Origin of the sequence: Corynebacterium pseudokroppenstedtii, assembly GCF_019754945.1 — a bacterium.
GTDB lineage: Bacteria > Actinomycetota > Actinomycetes > Mycobacteriales > Mycobacteriaceae > Corynebacterium > Corynebacterium pseudokroppenstedtii.
On the sequence record NZ_JAEUWU010000003.1, the window covers coordinates 444049 to 468605 of the forward strand.

At 54.2% G+C, this 24557-nt stretch carries 18 protein-coding genes; 14 read left to right on the forward strand and 4 right to left on the reverse strand.

What is annotated here, in order from left to right:
• The first annotated feature begins 223 nt into the window (after window positions 1-223).
• Complete coding sequence (locus JMN36_RS07125; protein ID WP_221924089.1) at window positions 224-2335, forward strand: glucose PTS transporter subunit IIA; 2112 nt, start codon at window positions 224-226, stop codon at window positions 2333-2335.
• A gap of 132 nt (window positions 2336-2467) precedes the next feature.
• Here JMN36_RS07125 and JMN36_RS10995 read toward each other — a convergent pair whose 3' ends face one another.
• A complete protein-coding gene (locus tag JMN36_RS10995) occupies window positions 2468-3508 on the reverse strand; it encodes a MaoC/PaaZ C-terminal domain-containing protein (RefSeq protein ID WP_221924090.1) in 1041 nt (346 codons plus the stop codon).
• Window position 3509: 1 nt separating this feature from the next.
• Window positions 3510-4853, reverse strand: a complete 1344-nt coding sequence (locus JMN36_RS07135; protein ID WP_204088380.1) for a 3-oxoacyl-ACP reductase — start codon at window positions 4851-4853, stop codon at window positions 3510-3512.
• Window positions 4854-4964: 111 nt separating this feature from the next.
• Here JMN36_RS07135 and JMN36_RS07140 point away from each other — a divergent pair, with 111 nt between their 5' ends.
• The 5 genes from JMN36_RS07140 to JMN36_RS07160 all read left to right on the forward strand — a co-directional run bounded on the left by JMN36_RS07140 (window position 4965) and on the right by JMN36_RS07160 (window position 11425).
• On the forward strand, window positions 4965-6269 hold the full coding sequence (locus JMN36_RS07140; protein WP_012731461.1) for an acetyl-CoA C-acetyltransferase: 1305 nt from the start codon (window positions 4965-4967) through the stop codon (window positions 6267-6269).
• Between the two features lie 174 nt (window positions 6270-6443).
• A complete protein-coding gene (gene coaE, locus JMN36_RS07145; protein WP_204088381.1) occupies window positions 6444-7391 on the forward strand; it encodes a dephospho-CoA kinase in 948 nt (315 codons plus the stop codon).
• Between the two features lie 119 nt (window positions 7392-7510).
• Window positions 7511-9700, forward strand: coding sequence for an excinuclease ABC subunit UvrB (gene uvrB / locus JMN36_RS07150; RefSeq protein WP_204088382.1), 2190 nt, complete (start codon window positions 7511-7513; stop codon window positions 9698-9700).
• 144 nt (window positions 9701-9844) lie between these two features.
• Window positions 9845-10285: a universal stress protein gene (locus JMN36_RS07155; RefSeq protein WP_012731464.1), complete on the forward strand. Its 441-nt coding sequence runs from the start codon at window positions 9845-9847 to the stop codon at window positions 10283-10285.
• 138 nt (window positions 10286-10423) lie between these two features.
• A complete protein-coding gene (locus tag JMN36_RS07160; protein WP_204088383.1) occupies window positions 10424-11425 on the forward strand; it encodes an alpha/beta hydrolase in 1002 nt (333 codons plus the stop codon).
• Here JMN36_RS07160 and JMN36_RS07165 read toward each other — a convergent pair.
• Window positions 11401-13824, reverse strand: coding sequence for a HelD family protein (locus JMN36_RS07165; protein ID WP_204088384.1), 2424 nt, complete (start codon window positions 13822-13824; stop codon window positions 11401-11403). The genes JMN36_RS07160 and JMN36_RS07165 overlap by 25 nt on opposite strands.
• Window positions 13825-13924: 100 nt before the next feature.
• Window positions 13925-14518 carry an MBL fold metallo-hydrolase gene (locus JMN36_RS07170; protein ID WP_236881667.1) on the reverse strand — a complete coding sequence of 198 codons (594 nt, stop codon included), beginning with the start codon at window positions 14516-14518 and terminating at the stop codon, window positions 13925-13927.
• A gap of 346 nt (window positions 14519-14864) precedes the next feature.
• Here JMN36_RS07170 and uvrA point away from each other — a divergent pair, with 346 nt between their 5' ends.
• The 8 genes from uvrA (at window position 14865) to pheS (ending at window position 24513) form a co-directional block, all read left to right on the forward strand.
• Window positions 14865-17747: an excinuclease ABC subunit UvrA gene (uvrA, locus tag JMN36_RS07175; protein ID WP_204088386.1), complete on the forward strand. Its 2883-nt coding sequence runs from the start codon at window positions 14865-14867 to the stop codon at window positions 17745-17747.
• 70 nt (window positions 17748-17817) lie between these two features.
• Complete coding sequence (locus JMN36_RS07180; RefSeq protein WP_204088387.1) at window positions 17818-19200, forward strand: cystathionine beta-synthase; 1383 nt, start codon at window positions 17818-17820, stop codon at window positions 19198-19200.
• Between the two features lie 61 nt (window positions 19201-19261).
• Entirely contained in the window at window positions 19262-20425 is a 1164-nt protein-coding gene (locus tag JMN36_RS07185) for a cystathionine gamma-synthase (RefSeq protein ID WP_221924091.1), read from the forward strand.
• A 417-nt stretch (window positions 20426-20842) separates the two neighbouring features.
• Entirely contained in the window at window positions 20843-21394 is a 552-nt protein-coding gene (infC, locus tag JMN36_RS07190; RefSeq protein ID WP_012731471.1) for a translation initiation factor IF-3, read from the forward strand.
• Window positions 21395-21565: 171 nt separating this feature from the next.
• On the forward strand, window positions 21566-21760 hold the full coding sequence (rpmI, locus tag JMN36_RS07195; protein WP_046202952.1) for a 50S ribosomal protein L35: 195 nt from the start codon (window positions 21566-21568) through the stop codon (window positions 21758-21760).
• Window positions 21761-21809: 49 nt separating this feature from the next.
• A complete protein-coding gene (rplT, locus tag JMN36_RS07200; protein WP_046202951.1) occupies window positions 21810-22190 on the forward strand; it encodes a 50S ribosomal protein L20 in 381 nt (126 codons plus the stop codon).
• 269 nt (window positions 22191-22459) lie between these two features.
• On the forward strand, window positions 22460-23425 hold the full coding sequence (locus tag JMN36_RS07205) for a TrmH family RNA methyltransferase (RefSeq protein ID WP_221924092.1): 966 nt from the start codon (window positions 22460-22462) through the stop codon (window positions 23423-23425).
• Between the two features lie 50 nt (window positions 23426-23475).
• Window positions 23476-24513, forward strand: a complete 1038-nt coding sequence (gene pheS, locus JMN36_RS07210) for a phenylalanine--tRNA ligase subunit alpha (protein ID WP_221924093.1) — start codon at window positions 23476-23478, stop codon at window positions 24511-24513.
• Window positions 24514-24557 lie beyond the last annotated feature (44 nt).

The following is a 24557-nucleotide window of genomic DNA, read 5'->3' on the forward strand; positions in this document are numbered from 1 at the left end:
CCACAGAGTCCTTACTATGGTTCATCCCCCTATCCCAGTGCGGATAGGGGGATTTTTGCGATCGGTGGTCATCATCAATCCCGATAGTGTGGTTTGTAACTAATAACCACAAGTTGTGGCGAGCCTCACAAAGGATCACTATTAAACCAAGCATATAGGGGGTACGATTATCTCGGACACAGTCCGAACAGACATAATCGGACATAAATGCGAAAGGATTGTGATGGCTTCGCAAACCGAAACCACCTCACGGTTCATCCTGGATAATATCGGTGGGGCGGATAACATAGCGTCAGTGACGCACTGTGCGACTCGCTTGCGGTTCCAGTTGAATGATCGGTCACAAGCGAATACAGAAGCCCTCGACGAGAATGGATCAGTACTCGGTGTTGTTCCTCAGGGAGACAACGGGCTGCAGGTCGTCATGGGGGGAGCAGTCGCCAATTATTACCAGGAATTGATCAAGCTCCCGGGTGTTGCGGAAAGTGCTGAAGGCGGCGGCAATCGGCAAAAGTCCTCCAAGAAGGAATACGGGGGAGTTCGCGGAAAGTTCGGCTGGGTCGACTACGCATTCGAGTTCCTCTCTGACACATTCCGGCCAATTCTGTGGGCTCTCCTCGGTGCTTCACTGATCATCACGATCCTCGTCCTCCTCGACACGATGGGAATTCAGAATTTCCGTGCAGAGAATCAACCGCCGACGTACCAGTTCATGCACGCCATGTACCAGTCGGTGTTCTACTTCCTGCCGATCATGGTGGGTGCAACAGCTGCTCGGAAACTAGGCGCTAACGAATGGGTTGGCGCAGCTATTCCTGCTGCCCTCATGAGCCCAGAGTTCATGAGCTTAGGTAACCGCGAAGACGTTGTTCACGTCTTCGGTCTTCCGATGGTGTTGAACGAATACAGCGGTCAGGTTTTCCCGCCGTTGATCGCGGCCATCGCATTGTACTGGGTTGAAAAAGGCCTGAAGAAGATCATCCCTGAAGCGGTCCAAATGGTATTCGTGCCATTCTTCTCGCTGATCATTATGATCCCAGCCACAGCATTCTTGCTTGGCCCCTTCGGTATCGGCCTGGGTAACGGTATTTCAAACGCTCTTAAAGCCATCAATGACTTTTCGCCGTTTATTCTGTCCGTCGTCGTTCCGCTGTTGTACCCGTTCATTGTGCCCCTCGGATTGCACTGGCCGCTGAACGCCGTCATGATTCAGAACATCAACTCCCTCGGCTACGACTTCATCCAAGGCCCCATGGGCGCCTGGAACTTCGCGTGCTTCGGATTGGTTGCGGGTGTTCTCTACCGTTCATTCCGTGAACGCAATAAGGCCATGAAACAGGTTTCCCTCGGTGCATTGATGGCAGGTCTTCTTGGTGGAATTTCCGAACCGTCGTTGTACGGTATTGTTCTTCGATTCAAGAAGACGTATCCGCGGTTACTTGCTGGCTGTTTTACAGGTGGCGTGGTCATGGGCATCTTCAACATCAAAGCCAATGCCTTCGTCTTTACCTCGATCTTGACGATTCCGGCATTCCAACCTTGGCTCGGATACACCATTGGTATCGCAGTAGCATTCTTTACCTCATTCTTCCTGGTTGTCTTCTTCGACTACCGCTCAAAGGAAGAGAAGGAAGAAGTTCGGGCAAAGATTGCCGCTGATGAAGAAGCAGACAATGCGGCAGCTGCTAACCAGACCGAGGGAGCTTCGGCTTCGTCTGCAGCATCTTCTGTTCCAGCCGGGACCGCGGCAGGATCCGAAACTCAGACTGAGTCATCGCAGGCTCAAGCGACGTCGACTACGACGAAGAAGAAGCGCCCAGTTCTCACGGAAACCTCAGTACTGGTTGCTCCTCTCGACGGAACCATTGTGCCCTTGAAAGATGTACCCGATCCCGCTTTTGCAGCTGGAGCAGTAGGCCACGGGGTCGCTATTGAGCCATCAGGCGACACCATTTATAGCCCCGGCGACGGAAAAATCCTCGCTGTCCAAGGACACGCAATTGGCGTCAAACTCGACCTCGGTGTGGATCTCCTCGTTCACGTCGGTGTCGATACGGTCGAGATGAAAGGCGAAGGCTTCGAGTCATTCGTTAAGCGCGGAGACCGCGTATCGGCCGGGCAAAAACTCATGACCTTTGACAAAGAAAAGATTGCGAAGGCCGGTCACCCAGATGTCACCCCAGTGCTCATCACGAACTGGAAGAGGATCGGCGGAATCGACACGATTGCCACTGGCGAAGTTTCCCATGGGGAAGACCTCTTGAACCTGGTGCCAAAAGAAAGCGCACAAGACAAGGAATCTCAGGGAAGTAAAAACCAAGACGTGAAAGCGTAAGCCGTCCTCGCGGACCACCACGTTTCGCGTATTGAGACAGATAACCCCCGGCAGAGGATGTCCACGATCTCGTCGATTGTGGAACCCTGCCGGGGGGTTCTTTGTGCGTCCCGCCATTACACGACGGGCCGCTTAGATTTCTGACAATTGAGCAGTCACATTAATCTTTGACGAATCCTTCGCGCTGCAATAGCGCAAATCCCATGAAAGCCCGGTTGAGTCATTCTGTGGGTGGCGGGAGGAATATGCCGCCAGGACTGCTGGAAGGATAATCGGCTTACCGAACTCCACGGTGTAGCGCGCCCGAGTAGGAATTTCGCCCTCGACGATGCTCAATAACGAGGCGGCGCTCCACATCCCATGAGCGATCGTCGCGGGGAAACCAAACGCTTTGGCCCCCAACCTGGAGACGTGAATCGGGTTTTTATCACCCGAAACATTGGCGTAGTTCTTAATGTCAGAGGCCGACACTCGAATGATCGTCGTAGGGTCCTCCGGAATATCGACGCTCATTCGTGAATAATTATCGTCGGGGAGTTGAGCGTCAGGAGCTTTGCCCTTCGACAGCATGGTTGATCGCTGCCGCCAGGCCACGTCGTCAGGTGCCGACGATCGACGCACTTCGGTGATGATGTCTATCAGCAAACCTTGGCGGTGACGTCGCAACGATGCCGTGTACACCGCCACATCGAAGCTGTCTGTCACCGTGATGGGGGAATACTGCTCGATGACATTGCGTATGTGAATAGTCCCGACTGCCGGGAACGGAAAATCCGGCGAGTTCATCGCATTCATCACGAGGGGAAATGTCACCGCATACGGATACGTCAGCGGCACGTCGTTGCTGATGCGAAGGCCGCATGCAGCGCAGTATTCAGCAAGGTTCGTGGCATCGATCGTGACCCCATTGACGCGATACTCCTGGCACGGGGCGGTGGCCGCCGAACCCTTGCCACTCGACGAACGGTTCGAAAGGAACGGGACGCCGGGAAGAAGTCCGCGCAATGCTCGTCGGTACTCATCCCCAAGTGATGGGATTCTGTCGAGCTCAACGATGGTTCTCTCCCTCAGAGAATCATTGTACGCGTCGTCGGTGGGCGCAGCTGGCTGGGACGCTGACGCTGCGTTGTGTGTCGGTCCGGTGGAGGGTTCGTTATTAGATGATGCGTTCACGCTATGCCCCCAAGATTGACTGTCCGCACACACGGATAACGTTGCCATTAATAGCTTCCGACGCGGGCGACGCGAAGTATGCAATCGTCTCTGCAACGTCAATGGTCAGCCCGCCTTGCTGCAAAGAATTCAGCCGACGCCCGACCTCGCGGGTAACGACCGGAATCGCCGCGGTCATCTGCGTTTCGATGAAACCAGGCGCGACCGCGTTAACAGTGATTCCGTGCCCGGCGGACTCGGAAAATGAGTCAACGAACCCGATGACTCCCGCCTTGCTGTAGGCATAGTTGGTTTGTCCTCTGTTGCCGGCAATACCTGCCATCGAGGAGACCCCGATAACTCGGCCGTTGTCATTGATAGCCTCGAGCTCGAGAAGACGTTCCGTGATCGTCAGCGGGGCAGTGATATTAACGGCCATGACGGATTTCCATCGAGCTTCGTCCATCCCAGCCATCGTCTTGTCCCGGGTAATTCCAGCATTGTGGACGATGATGTCGATACCGGTCTTATGCCGTTCTTTGACATGGCGCGCAAGGGTGTCGGCCGCGTCGGGTGCAGTCACGTCGAGGCCAAGGGACGTTCCGTTGACCTCATTTGCGGTTTCAGCTAGCGCTTCTCCTGCCGCGGGAATATCGACGCAAATCACGTGGGCACCATCGCGCGCGAGAATTTGCGCGATCGTTTTTCCAATACCGCGGGCCGCACCAGTGACGACAGAAATTTTTCCTTTGAGAGGCTGGTCCCAGTCTACCGAGGGAGATGGGGCTTCGTTCAGCTGGATCACCTGAGCGTCGACGTACGCGGATTTCCCGGATAGCAGGAAGCGCAATGTGGATTCGAGGCTGCCCAGTGGGGTGTTCGGCTCGGTGTAGACCAGCTGGACGGTTGCGCCTCTCCGCATTTCTTTAGCCAGCGAGCGAGTAAAACCTTCTAGTCCTCGCTGTGCGACGCGCGACGCCGCAGTTGTCGTGGTCTCTGGGTTATGCCCAATGACGACGATGCGTGCGCATGGGGCCAGCTTTCGAATGACCGGATTCACGGTTTCATACAGCTCGAGCGAGTCTGCGGGAGCGGTGAAGCCCGTGGCGTCGATAACGAGGCCAGCGATTTTTCCGTCAGTTGCGGGGGAGCCGTCGTCTCGAGTGTCGATGATGGTGTACGTCGGCTCGAGAAGCTCCCGGATGGAGGATGCCAGAGACCCGGATCCCGTGACGATGATGGGCCCGTTTACAGGGGGTTGACCAGGCTCAAACCGGCGGAGTTTTTCCGGTTTTGGTAATCCAAGTTTCGATGCGAGCAGCGATCCTGCCCCTGAATTGACGAACTTCGCGTAACTGTCAGCCATGGAAAGATCCCTTCGTGGATACGTTTTACGAGTTTCTGTTCAATTAGCCTACGGTGAACATACACAATATGAGAGAGTTTTAGTGATATGAATCTCAGAGAGGGGCAACCTATGACTCGTAAGGTAGCAATTATCGGCGGAAACCGTATTCCGTTCGCGCGCTCGAATGGGCGGTACGCAAATGCGTCCAACCAGGATATGCTGACGTCCACCATCGATGGATTGGTGAGCAGGTTCCATCTGCAGGATGAGCGTTTAGGGATGGTTGCCGCGGGAGCAGTACTTAAGCACTCGCGCGACTTCAATTTGACCAGAGAATGTGTCCTTGGTTCCCACTTGGCATCGGATACGCCAGCTTTTGATATCCAGCAGGCATGTGGCACGGGGCTAGCCGCAGCGATTCAAGTGGCAGATGCAATATCGCTGGGACGCATCGATTCCGGCATAGCCGGTGGTGTTGATACAACTTCCGACGCGCCAATCGCGCTGAATGATGACCTCCGGAAGCTGTTGATTAAGGCCTCGACAGCCAAAACGACGGGGCAGCGGCTCAAGCTTTTGGGGAAGATTCGGCCACAACTCCTTGTTCCTGAGCAGCCACGCAATGGGGAGCCCAGAACAGGTCTGTCGATGGGGGATCATGCGGCCATTACTGCGCGTGAGATGGGAATTTCTCGCCAGCAGCAGGATGAGTTTGCTGCTTCAAGTCATCAGAAACTTGCTGCTGCTTATGACGAAGGCTTTTTTGATGATCTCATTACGCCGTATCTGGGGCTGAGCCGAGATAACAACTTGAGGCCGGATTCCACGGTGGAAAAACTGTCAAAGCTCAAGCCTGTGTTCGGTAAGAAGGATGCCGAACGTCACGGTGTGCGGGCAACGATGACTGCCGGAAACTCCACACCGCTCACCGATGGCGCCTCTGCGGTCTTGTTGGCGTCCGAGGACTGGGCGGAGCAGCACAATCTCCCTGTTAGGGCGCACCTTGTTGACTCCGAAACAGCCGCCGTCGACTTTGTTCATGGACGCGGGCGGTTAACGCCCGACGGGCTGTTGATGGCCCCGACCTACGCGGTTCCGCGGTTACTGCGTCGTAATGGGCTGACGCTCCAGGACTTCGATTTCTACGAGATCCACGAAGCCTTTGCCTCTCAGGTGTTGGCGACGCTCGCGGCGTGGGAGTCTCCGGAATACTGTTCGCAGCGTTTGGGCTTGGACGAGCCGCTGGGTGCCATCGATCGGTCCAAGCTGAATGTGAAGGGTTCGTCTTTGGCAGCTGGCCATCCGTTTGCGGCAACTGGCGGTCGTCTCTTAGCGACGGCGGCCAAGCTGTTGGAGCAGAAGGGATCAGGCCGCGCATTGGTATCCATTTGTGCTGCGGGCGGTCAAGGTGTGACCGCGATTCTCGAACGGTAATCGCCTTTCCTGCTTGGTGCTTATCCACCAAGCAGGAAATCTGTTTCCGGTCCTGAAGCGGTGTGCAGTCGTGGTAGACAAGGTATTGGCCTTGACAGTCGATAGGTAGTCAAGGTTCCGATGCTGCCAGCCTTGGCGGTCACGGTTAAGAAACGCATGAAAGAGTGAGCAAAAGTGGTTGTGGTTGGACTCACGGGCGGTATTGGCTCAGGTAAATCCACTGTCGCAAAGAGATTGTCTGATCACGGAGCGATTGTCGTCGATGGCGACAAAATAGCCCGTGAGATTGTGCAACCGGGAGAACCCGCTTTATCAGAACTCTCTGAAGAATTCGGTTCCGACATTCTCATGAGCGACGGCTCGTTAAACCGTAAAGAGCTGGCCCGGCGCGCGTTTGTCTCCGAGGACCGCACGAAAGCGTTGAACGCTATCATGCACCCACGGATTCATGAGCGGGCATATGAACTCTTTCGTGCTTCTGCCGACGCGTCAATCGTCGTGTTTGATATGCCCTTGTTGATCGAGAACAACCTGGACCGAATGTGTGGTGTGGTTGTGGTCGTGACTGCCGACGAAGACACGCGAGTTGAACGGCTGGTGGCGCATCGGGGTTTCGACGAAGATGATGCACGGCAGCGAATCAGGGCACAGTTATCGGATGCAGATCGAACTCCATCCGCTGACGTCATTGTGGATAACTCAGGCACACCTGATCAGCTTCTGGAGTCGGTGGATAGATTATGGGATTCCCGTTTGGTTCTATGGGGGCGCGTGACTGAACAGGATGAGAGTGCCAGCCGTGAGACGGATGGTCTCGTGCTGTTCCACCTTCAAGGTCGTCACCAACGCTTCCGACGGCGGGTCGAGTGGGTTTTCGGGCCAGAAGCAGAAGTGGAGTTTGGTGGGGATCCTGATAAGCCACTGGTTGCTTCAGTATCCCGGCACGCTCCCGGTGAAGGTGGCTCCGGTGGAGTGGATGAGAGTACTCGTGAAAAGCTTTCATGGCTGGGCTTTAGCCGCCAGTCAGGGAGCGACGACCGCCGTGCCACCGATGGCACCGAGCATCCCCTCGACGTGTGGAGGAGCGGAGACCCCATCGACCCGGCAACTATCCGCTTGTAACCACGACGGATGGGTTAGTTTCGGGAATTGTTCTGTTGCTTAGCCGGGATCGTTAGTGATCATTTCCACGGTCTAGTGCGAACCCGCGTCATCGTGGGATGAGGGTTACACTCGCGGTTATGGCATTCGCTGCAGAACACCCCATCCTTTCACAATCAGAGTTTCGTCCAGTCGGAGACATAGAGCGGACGAGCAAACCTTTTGAGGTTGTTAGCGATTATGAGCCCGCGGGAGATCAGCCCCAGGCCATTAAGGAAATTGATGAGAGACTTCGTCGCGGTGAGCGCGACGTTGTTTTGATGGGGGCGACGGGTACAGGGAAGTCTGCGACGGCCGCCTGGCTCATTGAGAAGCAACAGCGACCAACATTAGTTATGGCCCCGAATAAAACTTTGGCAGCTCAGCTAGCCAATGAGCTACGGCAACTGCTGCCCAATAACGCGGTCGAATACTTCGTCAGTTACTACGACTATTACCAACCAGAAGCCTATATCGCGCAAACTGACACGTATATCGAAAAAGATTCCTCGATTAACGAAGATGTTGAGCGCTTACGACATTCAGCGACGTCTAATCTCTTGTCACGACGCGATGTTGTTGTTGTGAGCTCGGTGTCGTGTATCTACGGGTTAGGGACTCCGCAGTCGTACTTGGATCGCTCTATCCCTCTTCGCGTCGGAGAGGAAGTCGACCGAGACCAATTCCTCCGATTGCTGGTCGATGTCCAATACACGCGTAATGATGTTGCGTTCACTCGCGGGACATTCAGGGTTAAGGGAGATGTCGTCGATATCATTCCCGCCTATGAAGAGGTGGGCGTTCGTGTCGAATTCTTTGGAGACGAGATCGATAGCCTTCATACGATCCATCCATTGACTGGGGAAGTGATCGATACTCATGATCAATTAAGAATTTTCCCGGCAACTCACTATGTGGCTGGGCCTGAGCGCATGGCGAAGGCTGAGGAAGCTATTAAAGCGGAATTGAAAGATCGATTAGCAGATCTTGAAAATCGAGGGAAGCTTGTCGAAGCTCAACGGTTGCGAATGCGAACAGAGTTCGATCTGGAAATGATTGAACAAGTTGGGTTCTGCTCAGGAATCGAGAATTACTCACGCCATATCGATGGGCGTGAAGCGGGTAGTGCTCCGGCAACGCTGATCGACTACTTCCCAGAGGACTTCCTAACGATCATCGACGAGTCACACGTGACGGTCCCTCAAATCGGTGGGATGTTCGAGGGGGACGCGTCACGCAAGAGAAACCTCATCGATTTCGGTTTCCGTCTACCGAGCGCCATCGATAACCGGCCTTTGACATGGGATGAGTTCGATGCGCGTAAAGGCCAATGCGTGTACATGTCCGCCACCCCCGGCGACTACGAGTTGGAAGCCGCTGGTGGTGAATATGTCGAACAGGTCATTCGCCCCACGGGTCTCGTCGACCCCAAGATTGTGGTTAAACCCACAAAGGGTCAGATCGACGATCTCATGGAAGAAATCCGCCAACGAACAGACAAGAATGAACGAGTTCTGGTCACGACGTTGACCAAGAAGATGGCTGAAGATCTCACGGATTACCTGGCGGACGCCGGAATTCGCGTTCGTTATCTCCATTCGGACATCGATACCCTGCAGCGCGTCGAGCTTCTCCGTGATTTACGGCTTGGAAAATACGATGTTCTCGTCGGAATTAACCTCTTGCGAGAGGGGCTCGATCTCCCCGAGGTGAGCCTTGTTTCCATTCTCGACGCCGATAAAGAAGGCTTCCTACGTTCCACGCGGTCCTTAATTCAGACCATTGGCCGTGCCGCCCGAAATGTCAGTGGCGAAGTCCACATGTACGCGGATACTGTCACCGATTCTATGGCGCAGGCAATTGACGAAACTGAGCGGCGTCGGGAAAAGCAGATCGCATTTAACAAAGAGCACAATATTGATCCTCAACCGTTGCGGAAGAAGATTGCTGACATTCTCGATCAGGTCTATGACAGCGAGAGTGAAGCCGACGATCGCGAGTCCGCTGGCACAACAACTGCCGGAGGTGGGGCACAGTCATCTACGAACGCGGATGGTCAGAAGGCTCAGTCAACATCCTCATTAACGTCCGACGCTGCGCTCGCCGGGGACCAAGGACCGGATTACACGGAAATGACCCGTGATGACCTTGTTCGTCTCCGCGACGATTTAACCCGACAAATGGGTGACGCCGCGAGAGACCTGAAATTCGAACTCGCCGCGCGGCTCCGCGACGAACTTGTTGGCGTCAAGAAAGAACTCAAGGAAATCACCGAAGCCGGGATTGAATAGTGTCAACAGCTCAGTGTTGTGCCGTTCATGTCCTCCGCGGTTTCAGCACGCACAATGTCACTGAGTGAAGTACAACGAAGTGACGTACCATAAAAGCTAAGGTTACTGTCGACATTGTCGACAAATGAGGTTGGGAAGGTAGAAATGAGCAAATACTCGACAATCGTTGTTGGTACTGACGGGTCGCAGTCGTCGCTTCTCGCAGTCGAACGAGCAGCCGAAATCGCAGCGGCTTTGGACGCCACAGTAACCATTGGTTGCGCCTACTATGAAAACCAAGAAGAAGCCTCGAAGACCCTCCGCCAAGATTCCGTCACAGTTCTTGGCGACGACCCCGCACGTAAAAACCTAGAAAGCGCGGTAGAAGCGGCGCGCCGGGTCGGTGCAACCAACATTGAAACGGCAGTTCGGAAGGGAACGCCGGTCGAAGCGCTCATGGCCATCGTGAAAGAGGTCGACGCCGATCTCCTGGTGGTCGGAAACCGAGGAATTAATTCTCTGACCGGACGCTTGCTGGGATCGGTTCCAGCTGACGTGGCTCGTCAATCAAATTGCGATGTCATGATCGTGCACACAGTTGACTAAGGTTTACCTAATAACTGATGTAGGTCACGCCGATACCTCGTGATCGGCCGGCATTGCCACCTAGTTCGCTACCCCTGATTGGGTATAAAAATATAATATTCCCCTTGTCGTAAGCTTTCGTCGGCTTAAGATCGATATATGCTCCCCACTGGATCGTTTTGTAGTATTCGTCGGCGTTTTTATGGCGCTGCTTTAGCAGTATCAATGGTGTGCATGCCGGCTTTGCATGAGCCACAATTGTTGCCCCGAGCGTCAGCTGTTCCAGTGGGCCAAGCATGTTCCCCCTTTGATAATGCGGCTGTTCAATGCTCCGTTCATTCCGCTGCGATGAACCGGGACATTTCCGTAGTCATCCGGCCCTCTCATACTGCCAATAACCCACGTGTGGTCCAGTTTCTGGGCGGAATGGGCATTAAAAATGACACGAATGAGTGGCTAACCGATGGGCACGCTTTAGAGCACATGGACTCAGCAGATGCCACCTTGGTGTTCCCAGCGGGGGACTCGGCAAGTCTCTATACTGACTGGGACCATCCCACTGCCGATGGCAGGGTATTTAAATACAAGACTTTTCTTTCTGAAGAATTACCCGCATATCTCGCTACCAATTTCGGGGTTCCAGGTGGGGGAGCCGGCCATACTCTGGTCACCGGCATCTCGGCAGGAGCCTGGGGTGCAATGAGCTTGGCAGCCCAACGTCCCGATTTTTACCGCAGCGTTCTCGCCATGTCCGGTTTCTACGATTCCAGGATGCCCGACCAGTGGTTAACCACAGACCTCCAGCCTCTCCTGACGGAGGGCGTGAACACGGTGCCCTGGTTCAATCTGGCTAATAGACGGGCCGCTAATCCCTCGGAGAATCTACAGAATTTGACGATGCCTATCATCGTCACGTCGGCTTCAGGTGTGATTAATCCTCTTGCTGATTACGGCGATAACCTGGCCGGCGTAGTAACCGAAGGAGTTCCCATGGAAGCTGGGGCGACCGTCCAAACAACGGAATTCGTCGCCCAAGCCCGCGCAGCAGGGGTTAACATTGATTACCGTCTGGATCCAATAGGTGTTCACGGTTGGGACACCTGGTCACGGATGGCGTGGGATCAAGGTGTGATGAATCAAGCGCTTTCGAACATCGGTTGACCCGAGTACGTAACGGTGAGCCCCTGTGTAGCTCGCGTAGCAGCGACATAGAGATCCTGAAATCCTTGAACCGCCCTATACACAATATCCTCCGGCTCGATGATGATTACTTCGTCAAATTCCAGCCCTTTCGTTTCCGATGGATCCAAGATACTCACAGATTGATCGAGGTCTAATTGTTGAACCGCCTGGTTGATGGAGGAATGAAGATCAGGGTTGTTTGCCGCAGTGATAATAGCAATGGTGCGTTCTGACGATATTGCTCGTGCAACATCAGAAATGACATGCTGCAGTTTGTCGACAACAGGGGTTCGAACGCGACCGTGATCCGAATCAGTCAACTCATGGTGCGCGCTTTCAGCCTTAGTGGCACGGCATGAGTCCAGCTCGGGTACATATACCATCGTGGGCCGTCGGCCATTCGAACGAATAGCAGTATCGGACGACGTACCAGGCGCCACATGATGGCGTATGTGGTCAACGACGTCGGTGATCTCCTTGGGAGTCCGGTAGTTAATCGTCAGCCGATGGTGATGCCATCGTGACTGGACGAACGGCTCCAGCGTGTCCGACCACGATTCCACCCCAGCGGGGTTTCCTGTTTGCGCGGTATCGCCTACCAAGGTCATCCAGTGGTTAGGGCACCGACGCATCACCATCCGCCACTCCATCGCGGAGAGTTCTTGCGCTTCATCGACGACGACGTGCCCATAGGACCACAGTCGGTCTTCCTGAGCACGCTCAGCCGTCGTTCGATCATCTCGGACACGTTGGCGTTCCGCGAGCGCAGCAGCATCGAGGATGTCGTAGGCCATGAGGATTTCGGGATCGAACTGATCATCAACGTCTTGGGACGCCGACCCGGCCAAAATATCGAGGGCATCTTGTGCCTCAGCAATGCGTTTGGACCGCTCGCGCTCTTCCTTCGCTCTCTGTTCGTCGATATCAGCAAGGCCAATAATCGTTGCGAGCTCATCTAGAAGTGCAGCATCTGAGGTAGAAAAGCTCTGCCCGTCCGCTCTACGGAGCGCCTCACGCGTGAGATCGTCATAATCATTGGTCGCTTGCTGCAGCGCACTCTCATCACTGAAGAGAGTTGCGAGCACGTCGATAGGATCCAGTTCGGGCCACAGACTATCCATCAATTCGATGACCGCAGGCTCTTCTTCCAGGTCTTCTCGCAGCGCAACTCGATCGCCGGCATCGAGGAGATTATTCCCGCCTAATGGATCTTCGCCGATTTGATCGGCAAAGGCGTCGGCGAGAAGATCCAGGAATTTGTCTTGAAAAATACCGCGAGCCTGGTTGTGCGCTTTCCGTGAACGACGAGCTCGTGTCCGCGCAGCTCGAACCATCGCGGGCGTGACGTCCAGGTGATGCCCATCCACACTTAACGACGTTGTTTCGTCGGGAACGAGCTGATAGTTCTTCACGGCATTAGTCAAGATCTCCACCATTTCAATGGATCCTTTGACTTCTCTACTGAGCTCAGAGTCAATTCGCGACGACGTAACCCCGGGATAAAGATCCCCGATAGTCGACAGGACAACGCCACCTTCGCCCAGCGTCGGAAGAACGCGGGAAATGTAGTCGATAAACGTCCTGTTGGGCCCGATGACTAACACGCCGGTGGGAGAGAGGACGTCTCGCCATGTGTACAGCAGATATGCGACACGGTGGAGGGCTACCGCCGTTTTCCCAGTTCCGGGGCCACCTTCCACAACCGTGACTCCACGGTAAGGATCGCGGATGATGGTATCTTGCTCACGCTGAATTGTTGCGACGATGTCGGTCATATGCCCGGTGCGGGCTGCGTTGAGCGCTGAAAGCAGAGGGGATTCATCGCCTGCGCCACGCGGGGATGAGTCTGCGTTAACGCCATCCGCGTTGAGCGTTTCAGCGTCAAGGTACTCGTCAGTGACTCCCGTTACCGTGCGCCCGTTCGTCCGCAAGTGGCGTCGTAGGGCCACACCTTCCGGGTGTGCAGTCGTCGCCAAGTAATAAGGCCGTGCCCCCGGGGCACGCCAATCCATGAGGAGAGTCCGATAATCGTCATCCTTATCGGACAACCCGATCCGCCCGATGTAGCGTCGATCCAGCTCAGGGTTGTCAGGAGATGGGTTTTCCGGTTCCTCGCCATCGGTTTCGACAATATCGATACGGCCGAAACACAGGCCAATTTCGGCTGAGGACAGCATGGTAAGCCGATCATGCAACGTGCTATATGCCGTTTCTCGCTCGACGAGGCCACGAGGATCATGAGTACGCCGGCGTAGAACTGAACTCAGTTTCTCCTCAGAGAGTCGACGTTCACGATCGACATAGGTGAAGAGTGAGTCGAGAACACGCTGCTCATAGGCGATGGCGGATTGTTCAGAATCGGTCGTGGGGGTTCCCACATTCTCTCCAATAAACGTAGGGGTCTTTCGAAGTAATCATCCATGATGGAGCTACCCCATGGGCGTGAGAACTGTTCGCCCACGGGGTAGGGTGCGTTGATCACCACCCACGCTCACGCCATTCGGCGAGATGAGGATATTCGGCACCCAGTGTCGTATCGTCCCCATGGCCCGGGTGGATACAGGTTGACCCATCATACACATCGAAGAGCTTGTGGGTGACGTCGTCTAATAATTGGTTGAAGGCCTCCGGCGACGACGTTTTTCCGACCCCGCCGGGGAAAAGGGAATCGCCAGTGAAAACGTGAACGGGCGCTTCAATGCCGAGTGAGGATTGCGGGTCAAAGGCTATGGCCAGCCCCTCACGCGTGTGGCCATGGAGAGTAATGCCGGACAAGTGAAGACCAGCTAGCTTCTCACTGGCAAGGTCGAACCTTTCTCCATCCTTGACGACGCAGTCAGCATCGGCAGGTAAATCAGGTGCATCCCCGGCGGACGCATGATGTCGTGCCCCAGTCTGCTGGAGAACCTCTTGGAGGGCTCCGACGTGATCATAGTGTGAATGCGTAGTGATAACGTCCGTTATCTTCACACCCGCGGCATCGGCGAGATCAAGGAGAAAAGGCGCGTCAGTTGCCGCATCAATGAGGACCGCATCCTTATTTAGTGCCAGAAGATAGCAGGAATTGTCCATGGATCCGACGGAGGTTTTGATAACGGATACGACGCTTGCCTCGGATGAGGTGGGCTGTCCATCGCGAGTTTGAGGTGGGGCCTCATAGACCAATCGTTGAGCTTGCCGAGGGCCGTCAATATGCCCTGTGTACGAGCCAAAAACTATATGTTCCTTGGTACGAGCTGCCGTGTTATTCGTGTCTGCGTGTGGCGTTTCCGAGTTTTCCGGAGTGTTGTTGGAAGTGCTCATGCGTCCACCCTAGGTCTTTTTCGTGACGTTGTGTGCGGGGTGGCCTGCACTGGTCGTAGAATAGCGCGGTATTCGTTTCACAAACCATTAATGAGCGGTATAAGAAGGGAAATCTGTGGCAGATCGACTGATCGTCCGGGGAGCCAGTGAACATAACTTAAAAGGTGTTGATATCGATTTACCTCGAGACGAACTCATCGTTTTCACGGGTTTATCCGGATCCGGTAAATCATCCCTTGCCTTCGATACGATTTTTGCTGAGGGGCAGCGTCGTTATGTCGAGTCATTGAGCTCTTATGCCCGTCAGTTCCTTGGCCAGATGGAGAAACCGGCGGTCGATTTTATTGAGGGACTCTCACCGGCTGTTTCCATTGACCAGAAGTCAACGAACCATAATCCGCGTTCAACGGTGGGGACGATCACCGAAGTTTATGATTACCTCCGGCTTCTCTATGCGCGCATTGGCATCCCGCACTGCCCGACCTGTGGTGCGGTTATTGAGCGCCAGACGCCGCAACAAATTGTTGACCAGATTATGGATATGGAGCAAGGACTCCGATTCCAAATCTTGGCTCCGGTTGTGCGGACACGAAAAGGGGAATTTGTTGACTTATTCGAGAACCTTTCAGCACAGGGATATGTTCGTGTCCGTGTAGATGGAACGACTTATCACATTTCCGATGTCCCTAAATTGGAAAAACAGGTCAAACATAATATCGAAGTTGTTATTGACCGTCTGTCAGTGAAGCCGACTCAGAAGCAGCGGTTAACTGATTCTGTCGAAACCGCATTGAATCTCGCTGATGGGGTAGTCATCTTTGATTTTGTCTCCTTAGATGATGATCATCCGTATCGTTTCCGACGTTTTAGTGAGAAAATGGCATGTCCAAATGGCCATCCACTAGCCATTGATGAACTGGAACCGAGAACGTTCTCGTTCAACTCGCCATACGGAGCTTGTCCCGAATGCGATGGGTTGGGGAGCAAGCTGACTGTTGATGAATCGTTAGTGATTCCTGACGATACGAAGCCGCTGGTGGAAGCCATCGCGCCGTGGGTGAGTAACCATTCAACGTTCTATTCAAAAATGGTGGAGGCAATAGCCCAGCAGTTGGGGGTATCTCCGAGAACGCCGTGGAAAGACCTTACTGCGTCTCAGAAGCGGACGATTATGCATGGATCGAATCATCAGATTTCCATTCGTTATCGCAATGCCTATCGGAGGGTAAGGAAATATAGCGCGCCGTTTGAAGGGGTCATGCCATTCCTTCATCGGCGGATAGACCAGGCAGAGTCTGATTCGCAAAAGCAGCGGTTCACGGCATATATGCGTGAGGTGCCTTGTCCGAAGTGCCATGGAGCTCGTTTAAAGCCGGAGGTCCTCTCGGTCAAGATTGCCGGAGATTCTTCGGATGGTACCAATCAGGAGTTATCCATCGCGGAGCTTAGTGATTTATCTATCTCTGACGCTTCGGTGTTCTTAAATTCGTTAACGCTCTCCTCCCGTGAGGAAATGATTTCCGGCCGAGTACTCAAGGAAGTGCAGGCGCGACTGACTTTCCTTCTCGACGTCGGACTTGAGTATCTCTCACTATCTCGTTCGGCTGGAACCCTTTCAGGCGGAGAAGCTCAACGTATTCGCTTAGCGACACAGATCGGCTCAGGTCTGGCGGGCGTCCTCTACGTTCTTGACGAGCCTTCGATTGGCCTCCACCAGCGCGATAATCAACGATTGATCGCCACTCTGGAACAGCTTCGCGATCTTGGAAATACTCTCATCGTTGTCGAGCACGATGAAGAAACAATTCGAACAGCGGATTGGCTGGTCGATATCGGTCCTCGTGCTGGTGAATATGGTGGGGAAGTGGTCTATCAGGGCCGACCGGATGGCATCGAGAAGTGTAAGAACTCGTTAACCGGTGACTATTTATCCCGTCGACGGGTGTTGGCCGTTCCGGACAAGCGCCGAGAACTTGATAAAGACCGTCACATCACAGTCATTGAGGCTAAGGAAAATAATCTAAAAAACATCGATGTGTCTTTCCCGCTCGGTGTTTTAACCGTCGTCACTGGGGTATCGGGGTCAGGTAAGTCGTCCTTGGTGAATGGTGTTCTCGCATCGACACTGCAGAGGGATTTGAATGGTGCCCGCGTCGTTCCAGGCCGTCACCGTCGGATTGAGGGGTTGGATCAGCTGGACAAGTTGGTGCAGGTTGATCAGAGTCCGATTGGCCGGACACCGCGGTCAAATCCTGCGACATATACAGGAGTTTTTGACAAGATTCGTAATCTTTTCGCCGAAACACAAGAGGCAAAAGTGCGCGGCTATAAAGCCGGTCGCTTTTCATTCAATGTTAAAGGCGGACGGTGCGAAGCATGTCGAGGCGACGGGACAATCAAGATTGAAATGAATTTTCTCCCCGACGTGTATGTTCCGTGTGAAGTCTGTCATGGCGCGCGGTATAACCGGGAAACTCTTGAGGTCAAATATAAGGGCAAAAACATTGCCGAAGTCCTCGATATGCCCATTTCTGAGGCTGCCGACTTCTTTGAACCGATCACCTCTATCCACCGGTATCTCGCGACTCTTGTCGACGTCGGTTTGGGCTATGTCCGTTTGGGACAGTCGGCAACGACGTTGTCCGGTGGTGAAGCTCAGCGCGTTAAATTAGCTTCCGAATTGCAAAAACGCTCTCGTGGGCGGACGGTTTATATCCTTGATGAGCCAACGACCGGGTTGCATTTTGAAGATATTCGGAAACTCATGCTCGTGATTCAGGGGCTCGTTGACAAAGGGAACTCCGTCATCGTTATCGAGCACAACCTGGATGTCATCAAGATGGCAGATTGGGTCATCGATATGGGGCCAGAGGGCGGTGCCGGCGGTGGACGTGTCGTTGATCAGGGGACGCCTGAAGGTCTGGTGGAGCGTCGGGAAGAAACCGGTTCCTATACCGCTAAGTATTTGGCCGATATGCTCCCTGGAAAGAGTAATTAATTAGAGCTACAGCCGAGCTACAGACCGGTCGGTCTAACTGATTGGGATTGGGGTTTCTATACTCGATCCCATGAAATTGTTGAAACACATCACTGAGGCCGTTGGTGATACGCCCCTAGTGCAGCTGCAGTCTGTTGTTCCGGATGGAGCAGGCTTAGTTGCTGCCAAAATTGAATACCTTAACCCGGGCGGAAGTTCTAAGGACCGCATAGCGAAAAAGATTATCGATGCTGCGGAGAAAGAAGGAAAACTCAAGCCCGGCGGAACCATTATTGAACCGACGTCGGGAAACACCGGAGTCGGTTTAGCGATGGTTGCCCAAGAGCGCGGATACCAGTGCATCTTTGTTTGCCCCGACAAAGTGGGAAAAGACAAAATCGATGTCCTGCGCGCTTACGGCGCTGAAGTCGTTGTGTGCCCGACGGCCGTAGAGCCCGATAGTCCTGACTCGTATTATTCGGTGTCAGATCGTCTCGTTTCCGAAACACCCGGAGCCTTTAAACCCGATCAGTATTCCAACCCCAATGGGCCGGCTAGCCATTATGAATCCACCGGGCCAGAAATTTGGCGGGACACTGATGGGGAAATTACTCACTTCGTAGCGGGAGTGGGCACCGGTGGAACAATTACGGGCACGGGCCGTTTCCTCAAAGAGGTTTCGGACGGAGCAGTCAAAGTCATTGGTGCTGATCCCGAGGGCTCGGTCTATTCGGGTGGTTCCGGACGCCCGTATCTCATCGAAGGAGTCGGTGAGGACATGTGGCCCGACGCCTATGACCGCAACCTTCCCGATGAGATCATTTCCGTGACCGATGCTGAAGCCTTTGCGATAACGCGTCGCCTAGCAAGAGAAGAAGGTCTTTTAGTCGGTGGATCGTCGGGAATGGCCGTTGTTGCCGCAATAAAGGTTGCTCAACGGGATCCGGACGCCAAAATTGTTGTTCTTTTGCCTGATGGTGGCCGGGGATACTTAGGCAAGATTTTCAATGACGAGTGGATGCTTTCGTATGGTTTTGATACCGGACGCCACCGTGAACAAGAAGAGCCGACGATAGCCGACATCCTTCGTCGTAAGAATGATTCAGCCTCGTCGCTTCCCGCTTTCGTTCACACTCACCCGAATGAGACCATCCGTGATGCCATCAATATTTTGCGGGAATTCAACGTATCGCAGATGCCAGTCCTAGGGGCCGAACCTCCGATTGTGGTGGGAGAAATTCGTGGCGCTGTCACTGAAAGAGGCCTGCTACGAGCTGTGTACGAGGATGGCCATTCGTTGTCCGATTCGGTCTCGTCCGTGATGGAGGACGCCATGCCCCTCGTCGGCGATCAAGAGCGAGCAACTGAAGCTATCAGGCAACTAGAAAGTGTGGATTCACTGATGGTTCTCGCTGATGGTGTTCCGGTTGGAGTGGTAACTCGTCAAGATCTGCTTGGTTTCGCCAAAAAGTAAAGCATACAAAGAGCGAAGCCTAGTGGGAATAAAACCAATACGTTCTGAAGAAAGGGAAAACATGAGTGACATAGAAAAGGGAGACGCTCGAGACCGAGGATTGGAGACATCTGCCGTTCACGCAGGGTGGACGCCGGAAGCTGCAACTGGAGCAGTTAACCCACCTATTTATGCAACGTCTACCTATGCCCAAGACGGAGTCGGTGGACTGCGCGGCGGTTACGAGTACTCCAGGACGGGAAACCCAACCCGTACTGCATTAGAAAAAGCAATCGCTGAGCTAGAGCGGGGCAAGTATGGGCGTGCCTTTGGCTCAGGAATGGCGGCTAGTGACGCAGTTTTGCGGGCCATGCTCAAACCCGGCGACCACATCATCATCCCCAATGACGCGTATGGCGGAACATTCCGACTCATTGACAAGATTTTTGCCAAGTGGGGGATCGATTACACGCCAGTGGCAATTAACGATCTCGATGAGGTCCAGTCCGCGCTCACTGATCGGACGCGGCTGGTATGGGCTGAGTCCCCAACCAATCCACTGCTGACCATTGCGGATATCCCTGCTCTGGCTAAAGTCGCGCACAGCGTGAACGCTCGGTTGGTGGTTGACAATACGTTTGCTACTCCGGCTTTGCAGCAACCGCTATCCCTCGGCGCGGACATCGTCGTCCATTCGACCACGAAATACATCGGTGGGCACTCTGATGTGGTCGGCGGAGCAGTAGTGACATCTGACAAAGCCGTCGATGATGAGGTCGCTTTCCTGCAGAATTCAGCCGGTGCGATTGCTGGGCCCTTCGATTCATTCCTCACACTGCGCGGGTTGAGGAGCCTGCCGGTCAGGATGGAGCGACACAGCGCGAATGCCCAGGCTATAGCTAACCGATTGGCCGATCACCCAGCGGTTAAAGAGGTCATTTATCCAGGGGTGGAGAGCCACCCTGGGCACGCGGTCGCCGCTGCTCAAATGTCTCACTTCGGCGGCATGGTCTCTCTTCGCCTCGCTGACCACGATGCGGCACAGCGTCTCTGCAAGAACACATCGGTCTTTACACTCGCCGAATCGCTTGGCGGAGTTGAATCACTGATCGAGCATCCGGCAGCCATGACTCACGCGTCGACAGCGGGATCAGTGCTGGAAGTTCCTGATGATTTAGTTCGACTTTCGCTTGGCCTAGAATCTGCCGAAGACCTTATCGCCGACCTATTGCAGGCACTTGACTAGTTACCACACCTGGCCGGTAGCACACCTTCAATCGGCGCATCCCTGGAACGATTAGCTAAAGATTTGGTAGTAGTCCACGACCCTGCTATCCTGATCGACACGACCGTCCGACGTGGTGGAAATCCACGCGGGCTACAAGCGGAGGATGCTCCCACCACGTGACCGCCGAAAGGTTGGACTCTGGTAGAAGGTTACCGATAAGTTTTGGCTCACGCTCAGAACTTATGTGTTGGGCCTTGGTGGCATCCCCGTCTTACAGAGTGGATCTGTTAAGCGGGGATTCTTTTATGGCGCAGCAAAGGAGCCTACTCCTCAGGGGTTGGCACTCGTGCGTTATGCGCACTCGTGAAAATGCCTGTGAGTCCGGTTCAAGGTGTATCCAGCGCTTGTAGCACGTCAGTGCGGCCAGACCAGTCAATGTTCATCCCTATTGAGGAGTCTCACATCAGCGCTGAAGCTCGCATTAATGAGCGAATTCGTGTTCCCGAAGTTCGACTCGTTGGCCCTAGTGGCGAACAGGTTGGAATCGTGCGTACCGACGATGCTCGCAAGCTCGCCTATGACGCCGATCTTGATCTTGTCGAGGTTGCGCCACGTGCAAAACCACCTGTGGCCAAGATCATGGATTACGGCAAGTACAAGTACGAGCAGGCACAAAAGGCTCGCGAATCTCGCCGCAACCAGCAGCAGACCGTCGTCAAGGAACAAAAGTTCCGGCCCAAGATCGACGATCATGATTATGAGACTAAGAAGGGCAATGTTGTCCGGTTCTTGGAGAAAGGCTCCAAGGTGAAGGTCACAATCATGTTCCGTGGTCGCGAGCAGTCTCGTCCGGAATTAGGTTTCCGGTTGCTCGAGCGCTTGGCTGATGACGTCGCCGATGCCGGCGTCGTTGAATCTCGGCCCAAGCAAGATGGTCGCAACATGACTATGGTTCTCGGTCCTGTGCGTCGCAAAGGTAAGAAGTAGTCCTTCTCACAACTTCAGGGCAGTGCATGAACTGCTGAGGGATTCCCTTGTGTTTCTTTCGGCGAGTGCTCTGCCCAGTGTGGCGTGAGCCGGGAAGTCGTAGATCGATTCACGACTATCTCGGCAGCGTGCAAGACCAACTCATTCAATTTGTGCAAAGGAAAATCGGCAGTGAAGCAGAAGACCCACAGCGGAATTAAGAAGCGCATCAAGAAGACGGGCTCCGGCAAACTCCGCCGCGAGCAGGCTAATCGCCGTCACCTTCTCGAGGGCAAGCCATCGACCCGCACCCGTCGTTTGAAGGGCGATACTTCCGTTTCCCGTAACGACACCAAGCGCGTTAAGCGGCTCCTGGGCGAGGGCTAGAAATCACCCGCTCGATAACACCCCCGACTAGATAGAAGGAAGTAACACTGTGGCTCGTGTGAAGCGTTCAGTTAATGCTAAGAAGAAGCGTCGCGAGGTCCTGAAGTCCGCCAAGGGCTACCGCGGACAGCGTTCCCGCCTGTACCGTAAGGCTAAGGAGCAGATGCTCCACTCGAAGACTTACGAGTTCCGGGATCGCCGTGCGAAGAAGGGCGATTTCCGCAAACTGTGGATCACTCGTATTAATGCAGCGGCCCGCCAGAACGACATGACCTACAACCGTCTCATCCAGGGCCTCCGACTCGCTGGTGTAGACATTGACCGCAAGAACCTCGCTGAACTTGCAGTTTCGGATGAGCAGGCTTTCTCCGCATTGTGTGCGGCTGCTAAAGACGCTTTGCCTGAGGACGTTAACGCCCCGGCGAAGTAGTTCTAGCTTCCCTCGGCTCCACACCATCAGCGTGTGTCATCGCACTTTCCTGTGATGGTCACGGCTCGTACATGGTGGGGCACGGGGTATATTTTGTTCGTCGCTCCATTGAGAGCGACGTTTTCTTTATATTGAGTGAAGACGGGTCAACCGCAAGCGAACTTGGGTTTCTGCGAACACTGTCTGACTCGATATACCGCCCATGACGGCCCACCGTATTCACAAGTATTGAAAAGAATTGCTGAGTGATGTGCGATCACGTGGATAACATGTCCGAAACGTCTACCGATTATCCTCATCATCGTTTAACCGATGATCGACCAGATCAGGTTTTTACGGTACGGACTCCGAGGATTATCGCAGCCCGGAAGCTACTTAAGTCGGCTGGTCGACGAAAAGAAAAGAAGTTTCTTGTCGAGGGCTTCAATGGGGTAGAGGGTGCTTTATCGGCGGGGGTCGCTAAAGAAGTGTTTGTGGCCGATAATGCCTGGGACAAGTTTTCCACGTTACGAGAGTTGGCTCGCGAACAACGTATTCCGGTGAACGTAATCGACGATAAAGCTGCTTCAGCCTTATCGGAGACAGTAAGCCATAGCGGAGTATTCGCCACCTGCCAATTACTCTCCACATCAGTGGAATCATGTATCAACCGCGGGCGATCTGGGCGTGGCCTCGTCGCCGTCGGAATTGATATGTCTGATCCGGGTAACGCTGGGACGTTTATCCGAACGGCTGATGCCGTTGGTGCGGACTGCGTCGTATTCCTAGGAAATTCGGTTGACATTCACAATGGCAAGACGGTGAGATCGGCGGCAGGGTCGGTTTTTCGCATACCCATCGGGCGTGAGCGAGACATACGAAACTCGCTCGCCGATTTATCCTCAGCAGGATTTCAGATAGTAGCGACGACTATCGACGGTGAAACCTCCCTGGACGACGCTGCCGACGACGCTGCTCAATGGCGCATTCGGCGTGCGCAGAGAACAGAAGTCGTGGGGGGAACAGAAGATATGGAGGCATCGTTAAACCCCCCGATGATGGTCCGTTCCAGCGCGTGGCTTTTTGGCAACGAAGCCCATGGGCTTTCATCTGATGTCGCCGACTTTGCTGACGTCAGGGTTCGCATTCCGATCAGAGGAAGTGCTGAGTCGTTTAACGTCGCTGGTGCTGCTGCGATTACGCTTTACGAGGCTTCACGCGCTCTTGGTTCGCCCCAAGGTATTGATAGACTCTGAATCAGATTATCGACGTACGTCACTAGTTACTCGTGAAAGGTTTCACCTCCGTGTCAGAAATTGATGTTTCCGAAGCATCACTGAATGCCGCCGCTGATGCTGCGATTAGTGCATTTGATCAAGCGACGACGCTGGACGATCTAGCACAAGCACGTAAGGAGCATCTCGGGGATTCCGCTCCCATCCCTCTGGCACGACGCTCGCTAGGTTCCCTGCCGAAATCAGAACGAAAAGACGCCGGTAGGGCAGTGAACAAGGCTCGGGGGCGCGTCGAGAAGCGTTTTGCAGAACGCAAGGCTGTGCTTGAGGAAGAACGTAACCAGGCTGTATTGCGTTCGGAGCGCCTGGATGTCACGATCCCGTCAACGCGTCGGCCCGTCGGAGCGATGCATCCGATCACTCAAATTTCTGAGCACATTCAGGATATTTTCGTCGGCATGGGGTGGGAAATTGCCGACGGCCCCGAGGTTGAGGCCGAGTATTTCAATTTCGATGCATTGAATTTTGTGCCTGATCATCCTGCGCGGACGCTACAGGATACATTCCACATTGCTCCGGAAGGCTCGGGCCAGGTACTTCGTACTCACACTAGCCCGGTGCAGATGCGGACCATGCTGTCCCGTGATTTGCCCATTTATATCGCGTGCCCTGGGCGGACATTCCGCACGGATGAATTCGACGCGACTCACACACCGGTCTTCCACCAGGTTGAAGGCCTAGCGGTGGATAAGGGCCTCACGATGGCGCATCTCCACGGAACGTTGGACCATTTAGCGAGGGTCTTGTTTGGGGAGAACACTAAGACGCGTTTCCGGACCAATTATTTCCCCTTCACTGAGCCTTCCGCGGAAGTCGACGTCTGGTTCCCAGAGAAGAAAGGCGGAGCAGGTTGGATTGAGTGGGGCGGTTGCGGAATGGTGAACCCCAACGTCCTGCGAGCTGCCGGCATAGATTCGGATGAATATTCAGGTTTCGCATTCGGCATGGGGCTAGAGCGGACATTGCAGTTTAGAAACAACCTTCCGGACATGCGTGACATGGTTGAAGGAGATATCAGGTTCACCAGGCCATTCGGGATTCGGGCATAGCCTCTGCATCACTATTTCGTCTGCTATTCATCTTTCTTCTTTAA

What these genes read in the sequence shown, in the direction of transcription:
- JMN36_RS07135 (WP_204088380.1), bottom strand. Translation starts at nt 4,853, where the DNA reads ATGGCTGACAGTTACGCGAAGTTCGTCAATTCAGGGGCAGGATCGCTG.
- JMN36_RS07160 (WP_204088383.1), top strand. Translation starts at nt 10,424, where the DNA reads ATGCTCCCCACTGGATCGTTTTGTAGTATTCGTCGGCGTTTTTATGGC.
- JMN36_RS07180 (WP_204088387.1), top strand. Translation starts at nt 17,818, where the DNA reads ATGAAATTGTTGAAACACATCACTGAGGCCGTTGGTGATACGCCCCTA.
- JMN36_RS07205 (WP_221924092.1), top strand. Translation starts at nt 22,460, where the DNA reads ATGTCCGAAACGTCTACCGATTATCCTCATCATCGTTTAACCGATGAT.
- JMN36_RS07185 (WP_221924091.1), top strand. Translation starts at nt 19,262, where the DNA reads ATGAGTGACATAGAAAAGGGAGACGCTCGAGACCGAGGATTGGAGACA.
- JMN36_RS07155 (WP_012731464.1), top strand. Translation starts at nt 9,845, where the DNA reads ATGAGCAAATACTCGACAATCGTTGTTGGTACTGACGGGTCGCAGTCG.
- JMN36_RS07125 (WP_221924089.1), top strand. Translation starts at nt 224, where the DNA reads ATGGCTTCGCAAACCGAAACCACCTCACGGTTCATCCTGGATAATATC.
- JMN36_RS07170 (WP_236881667.1), bottom strand. Translation starts at nt 14,518, where the DNA reads ATGGACAATTCCTGCTATCTTCTGGCACTAAATAAGGATGCGGTCCTC.
- infC (WP_012731471.1), top strand. Translation starts at nt 20,843, where the DNA reads ATGTTCATCCCTATTGAGGAGTCTCACATCAGCGCTGAAGCTCGCATT.
- JMN36_RS07140 (WP_012731461.1), top strand. Translation starts at nt 4,965, where the DNA reads ATGACTCGTAAGGTAGCAATTATCGGCGGAAACCGTATTCCGTTCGCG.
- uvrB (WP_204088382.1), top strand. Translation starts at nt 7,511, where the DNA reads ATGGCATTCGCTGCAGAACACCCCATCCTTTCACAATCAGAGTTTCGT.